We start from the raw sequence: 12,686 nt of genomic DNA, 5'->3' as shown, positions 1-12,686 counted from the left end.
CTCTTCAACGTCAAAAAATCCCGCCTGCTTCATGATCCATACTCCAATCAACGCAAGGAAAATGGAATCACAGAGCAGACCTCAAAACCAGAGGGTTTTTCGAACCCTCCACCTTTAGGCTATAATATGTCTGGGTGCTCTGGAGGCCCCGTCCTGATGCATGGAGACCGTAAAGGCCTGCATCGATGGTTCATCGTTGCAATGGTCATTCGAGGACCCAACGGCGCCGGCAAGGGTGACGCAGGCGTGTTTGATATAATCACATTGCGGCGCATTGACGCCATTCAGCCAAACGGAAAGATCAAACAAGACCCTGTGGGCTGGCTTCCGTAATCCGCGCCACTTAGTCGCCCCCAAAGGCTCCGGATGCCAGCCGTAGCGCCAATCCACGCCTACCCCATCGCCAACGCCCTTTCCCTGGCCCTGATCTGGGCGACCCGATCGACAATGCTGGGATTGTAATACCGCATCAGCATGCGCGGGTCCTTGTGCCCGGTGGTCTTGGCCAGTTCGAAGCAATCGCGATGCAGCGGAGCCAGGCGGGTGCATCCGACATGGCGCAGGTCATGGAAGGTCAGCTTGCCAGCCAGGCCGATCCGCCTGGTGGCCGCCCGGTAATGATACTGGATGTGCCACGTCGTGAATCCACCTTCTTCGGCAGATGCGTCGGGATCGCCGAAGACCCACCCGTCCAACCGGCGGGGCAGAGTATCCCGCATGTCGCGAATGCAGGCTGAGGCGGCGCTGGTCAGCGGGACATCGCGGGCCGAGCCGCTTTTGGACCGGGGGATGTGGATATGGGTGTCGTGGACATCCTTCCACTTCAAGGCCCGAATCTCGCCCTGACGCATGGCCGTGTGCATGGCGATCTTCACGGCCCAGACGAGCCAAGGCGGCCCTTCCTCACAGGCCGCCACCAACTTCGCCTCATCCTGATCCGTCAGATCGACACAACGGCCGTCATTGGCCTTCGGCCTGGCGACTCCCGTGCAGGGATTATCGACCTTGAAGCCGTGCTGACGCGCCCATTTGAAGACGGCCGACAGGAGATTGAGCGAATTATAGACCGTAGAAGGTGCCTTGCCGGCCCGGACCATCCGCTCACGCCACTCGACGATATCGGTGATATCGACCGAGATGATGGGATAGGACGCGATGGCCTCCTTCTTCCAGGCGCGGAGTCGGTTGATCTCCTGTTTCACGCCCTTCTTCTTCGGGCTTTCCTCGGTCATGTAGAGGTCGATGACTTCGGACAGCTTCGTCCGCTTCTCGCGCGCCTTGTCCACGAAATCGTCGCCGTCGATCTTGCCGACAGTCGTGGTCTTGAACCGGACCGCCTCGGCGAAGGTGTCAAAGGTCCGGCTGGTCGCAACGTCCTTGCGCCGTATCTTGACCTCATACTGCCCCGGCCCACGTCGATAGACACCAGGCTCGGAAGTCTTCTCATGCTTCGCCATCGCTCATCCCCACAGCCGGAGATGGACGCCTCGCCCACGCACGGCGTCACACCTCGGCTCTGGGGATAATTTTAGCGATTGTCGCAAATTGTCGCAAAAAACCAGACGGGAAAGGGCTGAACACACCCGGAACATCCGTCTAAGTCATTGAAATCATGGCGGAGAGGGTGGGATTCGAACCCACGGTACGCTTGCACGCACAACGGTTTTCGAGACCGCCCCGTTCGACCGCTCCGGCACCTCTCCGTTCGGCGGCTTATAAGCAGGGTTTTTATGGGGCGCAAGCAGATATCCGGCTGTTTTGCAAGTTCCTGTTGACGAAGGCAGGACTCTCCCCGTAAAAAGCCGCACCACTCCACATAGATGGAGCCATGCCGCCAATGCGGCCAGGGAACAAAAAGCGACCAAGGCCTTTCGCCTGCGCCCATGCCGCGGGGGGTCAAGAGATCGGAAAGAGAGACAGGTTTTATGTTCGCAGTTATCCGCACCGGCGGCAAGCAGTATCGGGTTGAGCCCAACATGGTGCTCAAGGTTGAAAAGCTGGAAACCGAAGCTGGCGCCACAATTACCTTTGATGAAGTTCTTGCCGTAGGTGGCGAAGGCACCACCACCATTGGTGCACCCACAGTGGCTGGCGCAAAGGTGACGGCAACCGTCATCGCCCAGGACCGCCTCAAGAAGGTCATCATCTTCAAGAAGCGCCGCCGGCAGAACAGCCGCCGCAAGAACGGCCACCGCCAGCCGGTTACCGTCCTGCGCATTCAAGAGATTAACGCCGCCTGAGCCCACTGGGTTCGGCTGGCAGACCACGGAGGACTTAGGTCATGGCACAAAAGAAAGCAGGCGGTTCATCCCGCAACGGGCGCGACAGCGCCGGACGCCGTCTGGGCGTCAAGAAATTTGGCGGCGAACAGGTTATCGCCGGGAACATCATCATCCGCCAGCGCGGCACGAAGATGAAGCCGGGCGTTAACGTTGGCGTTGGTCGCGACCACACCATTTTTGCTCTGGTTGATGGCAGCGTTCGCTTTGAGCGTCGCGCTGAAGGCCGCGTACACGTTTCTGTGGTTGCGCTGCCGGCCGCTGCTGAATAAGCATTCGGCAACTCCACCACGCGTTTTTCCCGTGGCCGGAATGGCAAGGGGCCGGTCCTCAGGATCGGCCCTTTTTCACGTTCAGGCTTTGAAAGTATCCCATGAAGTTTCTTGATCAGGCTAAAATCTACGTCCGCTCAGGCGATGGCGGAGATGGTGTTACGGCCTTCCGCCGGGAAAAATATATCGAATTCGGTGGTCCGGACGGGGGCAACGGTGGGCGTGGTGGCGACATTATTTTTGAAGCTGTCCCCAACCTTAACACCCTGATCGACTTCCGCTATACGCAGCATTTCCGCGCCCGGAAGGGTGGCAATGGCGCTGGCTCAGACCGTACGGGGGCTGCGGCGCAACCTGTCGTCATCAAAGTGCCGATTGGCACCCAGATCATGGATGATGACCGGGAAACCCTGCTGGCGGATCTGGATGAAGCCGGAAAGCGCATTACCCTGTGCCGGGGTGGCGATGGCGGATTTGGCAACGCCAATTACAAAAGCAGCACCAACCGCGCCCCGCGCCGGTCTGACAAAGGCTGGCCGGGTGAAGAACGCTGGGTCTGGCTGCGCCTGAAGCTGATTGCGGATGTCGGGCTGGTTGGCCTGCCCAACGCTGGCAAATCCACCTTCCTTTCCGTAGTGTCCGCCGCACGCCCGAAAATTGCCGATTATCCCTTCACCACCCTGCACCCCCAACTGGGCGTTGTGCGCCTGTCCATGACAGAAGAGTTTGTGGTGGCGGATATTCCAGGGCTGATTGAAGGCGCGCACGAAGGTACCGGGCTGGGTGACCGCTTTCTGGGCCATGTGGAACGCTGCGCCGTCCTGCTGCACCTGATTGATGGCGCGGCGGGCGATGTGGTGGATGCCTGGCGTACAATCCGGCACGAGCTTGCCGCTTATGGCGGCGGGCTGGCGGAAAAGCCGGAAATCATCGCCCTGAACAAGAATGACGCCATGACCCCGCGGGAAGCCTCTGCCCGCAAGCGGGCGCTGGAAAAAGCCAGCGGCGCGCCTGTCATGCTGATTTCCGCCGCAACTCAGCAGGGCGTGCCGGAGCTGCTGCGAGCCATCCAGACACAGGTCACCGCCATCCGTAAGGATGAAAAGGACCACGCTTAAACACCCCTACCCCGCCCTCACGGCGGCTGACGCAGAGATGGAGTGAACTTCCATGACCGGACACCCCGCCAGCCCCTCCCTTTCTTCCGCCAGACGGCTCGTTATCAAGATTGGCAGTGCGCTGGTGGTGGACCCGGATCAGGCCGCCCCGCGACAGGCCTGGCTGGCCAGTGTGGCTGAAGATATTGCCCTCCTCCGGCGGCAGGGCACGGATGTGGCCGTTGTCTCCTCCGGAGCCATTGCGCTGGCCCGCCACACGCTGGGGTTGACGGGCGGGCCGCTGCGCCTGCCAGAGAAACAGGCTGCGGCGGCTGTCGGACAGATCAGTCTGGCGCAGGCCTGGAGCCACGCGCTCTCGGCCCAGGGCCTGACCGCCGCACAGCTTTTGCTGACACCGGATGATACGGAAGACCGGAAACGCTACCTGAACGCACGCGCCACGCTGGACACGCTGCTTGGGCTGGGCTGCGTGCCGGTTATTAATGAAAACGATACGGTTGCCACAGCCGAAATCCGCTTTGGGGATAATGACCGGCTGGCCGCCCGTGTGGCGCAGATGATTGGCGCCGACCAACTTATCCTGCTTTCCGATATTGATGGCCTCTACACAGCCGACCCGCGCACGGACCCGAATGCACAGCATATTCCGGTGATTGAAACACTCACCCCGGAGATTGAAGCCATGGGGGGTGAACCGCCACCGGGCTATTCTTCCGGTGGCATGCGCACCAAGCTTCTGGCCGCAGGGATTGCAACCCGTTCCGGCTGCGCCATGGCGATTGCGCTGGGCAAGCAACCCCATCCGCTCCGCGCGCTGCTGGAAGGCGCACGCTGTTCATGGTTCCTGCCGCAAACCTGTGCCCAGACCGCCCGGAAGCAATGGATTGCCGGCAGCCTGACCCCGGCTGGGGAAATCATGATTGATCCGGGGGCGGCACAGGCACTGCGTCAGGGTGGCTCTCTGCTTCCGGCTGGGGTGCTCGGTGTGAAAGGAACGTTCACACAGGGGGATCTGGTTGTTGTGCTGGATCAGGGGGGCCGTGTTCTTGCACGCGGCCTTTCCTCTTACGATGCTGAGGATGCCCGCCGCATTGCCGGACACCGCTCCTCAGAGCTTGCAGATATTTTAGGCTGGCAGGGGCGCGATGAGATCATCCATCGGGATGATCTCGTGATGCTCTGAGGGCGGGCTTCCGCTCTCAGTCAATCCGATCAGCGGTCGGCAGGCCTGCGGGACGGCCAGTTCAGCACAGGCTCGGACCGCCCACCCTCTTCCTCCCGCAGGCGTACAGGCTGCGGTGCCACGGGCTGAGAAAAATCAGGCCTGTAGGGCGGCTGGTCCGCATCCGGGGCGCGATGACGGCGCATGACATCGGCCAGCGGCTCCTGACGCACGGACGCGTCTTTCTGCTGCTCATGCCAAGGCATACGGCGGCCTGACCGCTCGGCGGGCTCCGGCTCCAGATTCGGCACAGGGGGCGCATTCTTGCGGGGCTCATACGCATCCGAGACCTTGGGCGCACGCAGCGGCGTCAAGGCCGGAGGCGTGAGAACCGGGGCCTGTCTGGCGGGTTCCGGCGGGCGGATTTCCTCCACATACACACCCTCCCCCAGAGAGGCGCGGGGCACCGCCTCATCCTGCGTCGGACGGGCGGCCTCTCCCTGCCATGAGGCCAGACGCATGGAAAACGCCCGCGTTTCGGCCTGAATGTCCTGAAGCTGCAACTCAAGTTCCGCCAGGCGGCCTTTTACGCCGAAAACAGCAAAAGGCATCATCAGGAACGCAAGCCCGAAGACAATGACAAACGCCATGATCAGCAGTTGCGCCCACAATGGCATCCACTCGGGAAACACCAGAGACATCATCCGTTACAGACCCCACATGTCCACTTTATTCATACCACACAGCGGCCCTTGAACAGAAGCGCGACGTAGGCCCGCACCAGGTTCAGGGGTTTGCTGCCCGGCACGGCCTTCTTGATTACATTCCAAGCGCGCGGCGATAGATATCAAGCAGGGTTTCCTGCTCTTCCACTTCGCTCGGCTCTTGCTTGCGCAGACGAATGATCTGCCGGATGACCTTGACATCAAACCCGGCGGACTTGGCTTCCGTAAAGATATCCTTGATATCGCCTGCAAGAGCCTTGCGTTCTTCTTCCAGACGCTCGACCCGTTCGATGATGCTTCTCAGCCGGTCTGCGGCAATGCCGCCCACAGCGGCATCTTCACCACCGGCAAATCCTTCGGTATCCATGCTCCGGTTCCCCTGTTTGCATAGCGTGTTCAGAACATAAGTGCGGCGGACATTTCACCCGCCACGCCCGAACACCAAAGGCGCGGGCTTATCGCGAGCCGCCCGCGCGGTCAATTACCTTGACAGCCAGAGGGCTTGCGGACAAACCCTCTGGCACACTGCCTTCCTGACTGCTCCACTCTTTTATACGTTGGTGTGGAAGAAAGTCTTTGTTTGGGGCTTTTCAAAGGCACCCACATTCCTGCGGGAGTAACAGCACCATGGCGCACATCAACCGGATTGATCCGTTCGATTTTGTTATTTTCGGTGCCACGGGCGATCTGACAATGCGCAAGCTCCTGCCTGCGTTTTTGCAGCGTTTCCATGCACAGGAATTTCAGGATGACACCCGCATTCTCTGCGTGGCCCGCTCCGCCCATTCCACGGACCAGTTCCGTGAGCAGGTGCGCGCAGCACTCAAGGAGTTCGCCCCCGACACCGCACGGGATGCCGGGACACTGAACAGCTTTCTGGCTCTGGTGCAGTATGTTGCGCTGGATGCCACAAAGCCGGACAGTGACTGGAGCGGCCTTGAAGAGAATCTGCCCAACCCGCAGAGAACGCGAGTCTTCTATCTGGCCACAAGCCCGGCCCTGTATGCCCCGCTTTGCGCGGCACTTGCCGAACACAGCCTGATTACCCCCCTCACCCGCGTAGTGCTGGAAAAGCCGATTGGCGTCAGTCTGGAAACAGCGGCGGAAATCAATGACGGCGTGGGACGATTCTTCCCCGAAGAGTCCATTTACCGGATCGACCATTATCTGGGGAAAGAAGGGGTCCAGAACATTCTGGCCCTGCGGTTCGCAAACCCGGCGCTTGAAAAGCTCTGGTCTTCCGATGCCATTGCCCATGTGCAGATTACGGCGGCCGAGACGGTGGGTGTTGGTTCACGTGGCGCGTATTACGATAGCTCCGGCGCCTTGCGGGACATGGTGCAGAACCACCTTCTGCAGGTTCTGTGCATGGTCGCCATGGATGCTCCGGCCTCCCTTCAGGCAGATGATCTGCGGAACGAGAAGCTGAAGGTCCTCAACGCCCTGCGCCCCATGACACCCGATATGGTCCGCCATAACGTGATTCGCGGGCAGTATACGGCGGGCCGGATTGATGGGCACGATGTGCCGGGCTACCTTGAGGATCTGGACCAGAACCGTGCAAGCAACACGGAAACCTTCGTGGCCATCCGCACAAAAATCCGCTCTGCGCGCTGGGGCAACACGCCGTTTTACCTGCGCACCGGCAAGCGTCTGGCCGCCAAGACAACGGAAATCGTGTTGCAGTTCAGACCGCAGATGTGGCCGATTTTCAGCAACACGCCTTCTCCGGGCAGGCTGGTAATCCGCATAGCCCCCGATGAAGGGCTTTCTCTGGTTCTGGCCAGCAAGGATCCGGGTGCCGGGGGCTTCCGTGTCCGGAATGCTGCGCTTGATCTGGAGTATGAAAACCAGTTCACCATCGAATATCACGATTCCTATGAGCGGCTGTTGCTGGATGCCGTGCGTGGTAACCCGGCCCTGTTTATCCGCCGTGATGAAGTCGAGGCCTCCTGGCGGTGGATTGAGCCCATCCTGAATTCCTGGCGTCATGCCCTTTCTCCGCTGGAACCCTATCCGGCCGGAAGCTGGGGCCCCGCCTCCACCCGCGCCCTTCTCGCCCGTGATGGCGCGCTGTGGCATGAAGATATGCTGACATGAGCACACCCCCTTCCAAACCTTCGGCCACCCTGCGTGGCCCGTTCCGCAAACGCACGATGCGGCAGCATATCCTGCGCCGCCTGCTGCTGGTGGTGCCCATTTCCGTGCTGATGATCGTGCTGGCCAAAACCGGCGTGATGGAGACCCTGACAGACCGCTACACCTTCCGGCCCGAAAGCTGGTTTGATGACAGCGCTCTGGTGCGCCACCTGCGCGTTATGGTGACACATAACGGCATGACGCAGGTCAAGCCGGACTGCCTGCTGTTTGTAGTGAACGGGAATGATCCGCCAACGGCTTCCCGCATTGATGTGATGCAGAAAACATCCGGCGCCTGCCCTGGCCCCAAGGGAGAACTGCCCAAACTGTTCACCCTGCGGGTTGACCGGATGAACCGCATCATCATGTCTGATCAGGGCTCTCCCACCGTATTCCACCCGATGCCCTGAAGCGTTCTTTCCGGGCCAGCCGCCGCGAGACTTCGGTGACGCGGTTGGTCCGGACAGGACTGAAGCGGAGCGACCGCACCTCCGCTCGTAGTATGAGAGAGCGGGTTACGCGCCTGAAAAGGCTTTCCGCAAGGCGCGGCCACCCAGCCTGAGCGCCGCCTTGCCATTCGGCATAAGCGCGTAGAAATTCAGAAACCCATGCAGGGCTCCCCGAAAGCAGGTGTACTGCACGGGCACACCCGCCCGCGCCAGAGCCTGCGCATAGGCGGCTCCTTCATCGCGCATCGGGTCACATTCCGCCGTGACAATCACCGCAGGGGGTAAACCCGAAAGATCCGGGTTCAGACCGGGCACGAAACGTGGAGCCGTCCAGTCCTCCTCCCGCGCGATATACTGGGCTCCATACCACTGCATGGAGCCACGGGAGAGAAAATACCCCTCCCCATAAAGAGTATGGGACGGAAAAACCTGCGCGCCATAAAGAGAAGGATAATACAGCACCTGCAAGACAGGCACCGGACCGCGCCCGGCAACGCCATCCTGCGCCAGAACCGCAGCCAGATTTCCTCCGGCACTATCCCCCGCCACAGCCACCTTCCCACCCCAGTGTTGCGCAGAACACTTCGCCAGCCAGTGAAGGGCCGACAGACTGTCATCCGCTGCGGCAGGGTAAGGATGTTCCGGGGCCAGACGATAATCGGGCAACAACACCGCCGCCCCTGAGCTCCGCGCCAGACGGCAGCAAATGCCATGATGTGAGTTCAGGCCGCAATGCACGAACCCGCCCCCGTGCAGATACAGCACGGCACCCCTCACCCGCCCGTAGGGCAGATAAAGTCTGGCCCGCATGGGGCCGGACGCGCCGGGGATAGACAGGGAAACAACTTTCCTGACCCCCAGTGAGGACAGGCGCGTCGGGAAAGAGGGCGTATCCATCGCCTTGCGCAGAGCCGCCAGAAATGCGGCCTGTCTGGTCGCGTCATCCTCAGGCACAAGCAAAGAATTTGCCAAGGCGGATTCCGGGGAAGGTGCCGGGGTTTTTGCCCTGCGCCGCGCCGCCTGCCAGCGTATCCACCAGAGCAGAAGACGCGAGGACATATTAGGGCGGGCAGGAGCAGTCTGGACAGGTTCAGGCACGGCGCTCTCTCTCATGCCGCGCACCATACTGCATTTCCGGCCGTGCTGATACGATTCCGCCGGGCTTCCCCCTTGACCTGCCGTGCTGCCCGACGCAGGGTGGCGCCGCCAGACGGTCGGACGGTCGCTGTTCTGCACTTTTGTGCAGGAGGGAGGAAAGTCCGGGCTCCACGGGAGAACGGTGCCGGCTAACAGCCGGCGAGGGTGACCTTAGGGAAAGTGCCACAGAAAACAAACCGCCTTCCGGGCGGTGCCTCATGGGAAACCATGGGACGCTGCTGAAGGTAAGGGTGAAACGGTGCGGTAAGAGCGCACCGCTCCTCTGGCAACAGGGGAGGCATGGTAAACCCCACCGGGAGCAAGACCGAATAGGAGCGGCGGAAATCTGTGAGGATTTCAGGGGTTCTCCCGCCCCGCTGCTCGGGTTGGTTGCGTGAGGCATGCCGCGAGGCGTGTCCCAGACGAATGACCGTCCAGGCTCTTCGGAGCTGGACAGAACCCGGCTTACAGACCGTCTGGCATCATCCTGTTTCTGCCTCATTTTCCCATGCCGCGCACACGGAACTCCCGATATTTGTTGATAAAACAAGAACATTTAAGGAATGAACAATGGCGCGGTCTTGTTCCGCTCTATTAGCCGGATGCTTGTTCTCATCTCTACAGTTTCAATAAATACTTCATAAGTGGCGGTTTTCTGCTGTTTTTTCTGCCTTTTTAATTTGCGTCCCATGAAATCCCATGCTATCCCACAGAACACCATGAGAGTGGTGGATGCGGCTCTGTTCCCCGCTGTCATGTGAACGGAAAGGCCTGAATCAAAAGGACATCGTCTTACGTGAGTGTGTTTCTCGGCACGCATGAGAATCGGTTTGACGCCAAAGGGCGCGTCTCGATTCCTGCCGGGTTCCGCACTGTTCTGAAGGCGCAGCATACGGAAGGCGATTCACTGGTGATCCTCCGCCCATCCCATACGATGCCCTGCATTGAAGCGTGGCCTGCCGGAGCGTTCTCCCGCCTTACGCAGCCGCTGGACCGGCTGGACATGTTTTCTGATGAGCATGATGATCTGGCCGCCGCCCTGTATGCCGATGCCTACCCGCTTGATCCTGACCGCGAAGGCCGCATCATCATCCCCGATTTTCTACGTGAGCATGCGGGCATTACGGAAAGCCCCCTTGTCTCTTTCATGGGTGTTGGCCGCACTTTTCAGATCTGGGAACCGGAAGCCGCCCGCCAGCGCCGCGCCGAAGCCCGCCAGCGCTCACGCCGCATCAGCATTCCCGCAGCGGCGCATGATGGTCCGGATGGAGGGGCTGCATGAATGCCCTGACCTCCCCCTCCGCACTGTTCTCCATTACCGGCGCAGCCGCTGACGCACCCCTTGGCGCGCCGATGCCGGGCCATGTGCCCGTCATGCTGGCCGAAGTGCTGGATACCCTCACGCCCCGCGATGGCGATGCCATTCTGGACTGCACCTTTGGCGGAGGCGGCTATACCGCCGCCATCCTGAACCGTGCTGACTGCGCTGTCTGGGCCATTGATCGTGACCCGGATGCCATTGCACGCGGGCACGCCATGGCGGCTGGCTTTACAGATGCCGCGGGCCAGCCCCGCCTGCACATGCTCCATGGCGGCTTTGGCAGCATGCAGGAACTGACCGAAGCGGCACAGGCTCCGGCGTTTGACGGCATTGTGCTGGATCTGGGCGTGTCATCCTTCCAGCTTGATGAAGCAGAGCGCGGCTTTTCCTTTCGCATGAATGGTCCGCTGGACATGCGTATGGCAAAAAGCGGCCCTTCCGCTGCGGATATCGTGAACACCGCGCCGGAAAGCGAGCTGGCCGATATTTTCCATTATTATGGAGAAGAACGGCATGCCCGCCGTGTGGCCCGTGCCATTGTGGCGGACCGCGTGGAAACACCGTTTGAAACAACCGCGCAACTGGCTGAACTGATCCGCCGGATTGTGCCCTCAGACCGCTCCGGTATTGATGCCGCAACCCGCTCCTTTCAGGGGCTGCGCATTGCCGTGAACGATGAACTTGGTGAAATCGAGCGGGGCCTGACACAGGCTCTCGATCTGCTGGCACCGGGTGGGCGGCTGGTTGTTGTCTCCTTCCACTCACTGGAAGACCGCATTGCCAAACGCGTTATGGGTGCGGCAACCGGCAAAACAGCAAGTTTTTCACGTTATGACCCACGTGCGGCATTGACGAAGGCGGACGAACCCGCCTTTATCGCGCTCACCGGGAGGCCCCTCCGTCCTGGCGATGCTGAATGCGCCGCCAACCCGCGTGCCCGCAGTGCCCGCCTCCGCGCTGTTGCAAAACGTCCGACTGATGTGTCCTCATTCGGCAAAGGATTAACTCCATGATCCCCCGGCCCTTTACCTGCTGCTGTGCCGTTCTGGCCATTGCCTCGGGATTCTTCCTTTATACGAAGAAGCATCAGACCACGCTGCTGGACCAGCAGATTTCCAAGATTGTGTCGGACACGGAGCGCGTGCGCGCCCAGACCGCCATGCTGCGCACGGAGTGGGCTCTGGAGAACCAGCCTGAACGCTTGACGCGTCTGGCTGAACACCACCTGACCGGCCTGCATGCCATGGACCCGGCGCAGTTTGTGCGCATGGCGGATCTCTCCGCCAAGCTGCCCACCCCCGTACCGGCCACGAAACCCGCGGTTGCAGACCCGCGTGCAGGCATGATTGCCGCCACACTGGCGTCCGCCCAGCCCACGCCCTCTGCCACGGCCCCGGTTCCTGCCCCGCAGGCCGCACCCCGCCCGGCTGTTGTGGCCGTGGCGGAGGCCAAGCCGGCACATGTCGCGCCGCATCATGATACCGTTGCGGAAGACGAAACTTCTCCGGCCCCGCGCGCTGTTGTGGCCGTGGCGGATGAGGCCCCGGCGCGCCCTGCCCCGGCTATGCGCGCTGTGGCGCATCGTGCGCCGCGTCCGGTTATGGACGATGCAGAGGATGCTCCTGTACGCACCGCGCAGGTGCTGAGCGCACCCGCCGCGCGTGATGTCACGCCCCGGCCTGTCGCGCCTCGCCGCGCAGCCCCGCAGATTGCTGAGGCTGCACGGTCCAGCCAGCCAATCTTCCGCACGCCTGCGCCTGTTTCAGTCGCCAGCGTGACCCCGGCACAGCAGCCTGCACCGGTGACACGCCATGCGCAGAGCGCGCCGGTGAGCACCCGAGTAGCTGTTGCAGCGCCCAGAAACAGTGGGCCGGGAAACAGCGGACTGGACAGTGATGCGGAAACGCAGGTCCGGCACCCGCTGCCCGTTACGGTGGCGAGCTGGCATGCCGCCCGGCCGCGCCGTGTGGCCGCACCTTCAGCGGATTATGTTGAAGCGCGGGCCACAACGTCCTACAGCAGCGGCTCTCTCCTGAGCCACAGCGGTGATGCGTTGCCAGCCCCTGTGCCGATGACCAACTGAT

General features: G+C 61.3%; 14 protein-coding genes, 1 tRNA gene and 1 other RNA gene. 11 read left to right on the top strand and 5 right to left on the bottom strand.

Features of this window, described 5'->3' with window-relative positions; genetic code table 11:
- Positions 1 to 333: hypothetical protein (locus GOB82_RS06965; protein ID WP_166121483.1), on the top strand; the 333-nt coding region annotated here is incomplete at its 5' end.
- Positions 334 to 392: 59 nt separating this feature from the next.
- Here the strand turns inward: GOB82_RS06965 and GOB82_RS06960 are convergent.
- Together GOB82_RS06960 and GOB82_RS06955 are read right to left on the bottom strand one after the other, a co-directional pair.
- The gene (locus GOB82_RS06960; protein ID WP_166121481.1) at positions 393 to 1,457 is read right to left on the bottom strand and encodes a tyrosine-type recombinase/integrase; all 1,065 of its coding nucleotides are present in this window, start codon (positions 1,455 to 1,457) and stop codon (positions 393 to 395) included.
- A gap of 156 nt (positions 1,458 to 1,613) precedes the next feature.
- A tRNA-Ser gene (locus GOB82_RS06955) sits at positions 1,614 to 1,703 on the bottom strand.
- A 222-nt stretch (positions 1,704 to 1,925) separates the two neighbouring features.
- Between GOB82_RS06955 and rplU the strand changes: the two genes are divergently transcribed.
- From rplU to proB, 4 genes are all read left to right on the top strand, one after another.
- Entirely contained in the window at positions 1,926 to 2,240 is a 315-nt protein-coding gene (rplU, locus tag GOB82_RS06950) for a 50S ribosomal protein L21 (RefSeq protein WP_006559166.1), read from the top strand.
- Positions 2,241 to 2,281: 41 nt separating this feature from the next.
- On the top strand, positions 2,282 to 2,551 hold the full coding sequence (gene rpmA / locus GOB82_RS06945) for a 50S ribosomal protein L27 (protein ID WP_166121479.1): 270 nt from the start codon (positions 2,282 to 2,284) through the stop codon (positions 2,549 to 2,551).
- Positions 2,552 to 2,652: 101 nt separating this feature from the next.
- The gene (gene obgE, locus GOB82_RS06940) at positions 2,653 to 3,669 is read left to right on the top strand and encodes a GTPase ObgE (RefSeq protein ID WP_166121477.1); all 1,017 of its coding nucleotides are present in this window, start codon (positions 2,653 to 2,655) and stop codon (positions 3,667 to 3,669) included.
- 52 nt (positions 3,670 to 3,721) lie between these two features.
- Positions 3,722 to 4,852: a glutamate 5-kinase gene (gene proB, locus GOB82_RS06935; RefSeq protein WP_166121475.1), complete on the top strand. Its 1,131-nt coding sequence runs from the start codon at positions 3,722 to 3,724 to the stop codon at positions 4,850 to 4,852.
- Positions 4,853 to 4,881: 29 nt separating this feature from the next.
- On the opposite strand, the gene GOB82_RS06930 is transcribed toward proB, so the two are convergent.
- A complete protein-coding gene (locus GOB82_RS06930; RefSeq protein WP_166121473.1) occupies positions 4,882 to 5,535 on the bottom strand; it encodes a hypothetical protein in 654 nt (217 codons plus the stop codon).
- Between the two features lie 115 nt (positions 5,536 to 5,650).
- Positions 5,651 to 5,923, bottom strand: a complete 273-nt coding sequence (locus GOB82_RS06925; protein WP_166121471.1) for a DUF2312 domain-containing protein — start codon at positions 5,921 to 5,923, stop codon at positions 5,651 to 5,653.
- A 260-nt stretch (positions 5,924 to 6,183) separates the two neighbouring features.
- On the opposite strand from GOB82_RS06925, the gene zwf reads away from it, so the two are divergent.
- The gene (zwf, locus tag GOB82_RS06920; RefSeq protein ID WP_166121469.1) at positions 6,184 to 7,656 is read left to right on the top strand and encodes a glucose-6-phosphate dehydrogenase; all 1,473 of its coding nucleotides are present in this window, start codon (positions 6,184 to 6,186) and stop codon (positions 7,654 to 7,656) included.
- Positions 7,653 to 8,105 carry a hypothetical protein gene (locus GOB82_RS06915; RefSeq protein WP_166121467.1) on the top strand — a complete coding sequence of 151 codons (453 nt, stop codon included), beginning with the start codon at positions 7,653 to 7,655 and terminating at the stop codon, positions 8,103 to 8,105. Before zwf ends, GOB82_RS06915 begins: the two co-directional genes overlap by 4 nt.
- Positions 8,106 to 8,210: 105 nt before the next feature.
- On the opposite strand, the gene GOB82_RS06910 is transcribed toward GOB82_RS06915, so the two are convergent.
- Positions 8,211 to 9,116, bottom strand: coding sequence for an alpha/beta hydrolase (locus tag GOB82_RS06910; protein WP_242007240.1), 906 nt, complete (start codon positions 9,114 to 9,116; stop codon positions 8,211 to 8,213).
- Positions 9,117 to 9,350: 234 nt separating this feature from the next.
- Between GOB82_RS06910 and rnpB the strand changes: the two genes are divergently transcribed.
- The 4 genes from rnpB to ftsL all read left to right on the top strand — a co-directional run bounded on the left by rnpB (position 9,351) and on the right by ftsL (position 12,685).
- Positions 9,351 to 9,765, top strand: an RNA gene (rnpB, locus tag GOB82_RS06905) — RNase P RNA component class A.
- 312 nt (positions 9,766 to 10,077) lie between these two features.
- Entirely contained in the window at positions 10,078 to 10,563 is a 486-nt protein-coding gene (mraZ, locus tag GOB82_RS06900) for a division/cell wall cluster transcriptional repressor MraZ (protein ID WP_166121463.1), read from the top strand.
- A gap of 71 nt (positions 10,564 to 10,634) precedes the next feature.
- Positions 10,635 to 11,615, top strand: a complete 981-nt coding sequence (gene rsmH / locus GOB82_RS06895) for a 16S rRNA (cytosine(1402)-N(4))-methyltransferase RsmH (protein WP_166121522.1) — start codon at positions 10,635 to 10,637, stop codon at positions 11,613 to 11,615.
- Positions 11,612 to 12,685, top strand: coding sequence for a cell division protein FtsL (ftsL, locus tag GOB82_RS06890; protein WP_166121461.1), 1,074 nt, complete (start codon positions 11,612 to 11,614; stop codon positions 12,683 to 12,685). The genes rsmH and ftsL overlap by 4 nt, the downstream gene beginning before the upstream one ends.
- Position 12,686 lies beyond the last annotated feature (1 nt).

Source organism: Acetobacter farinalis, from assembly GCF_011516935.1.
Lineage (GTDB): Bacteria > Pseudomonadota > Alphaproteobacteria > Acetobacterales > Acetobacteraceae > Acetobacter > Acetobacter farinalis.
Note: the sequence above shows the minus strand (reverse complement) of the source record. Positions and strands in the feature narration are given on the sequence as shown.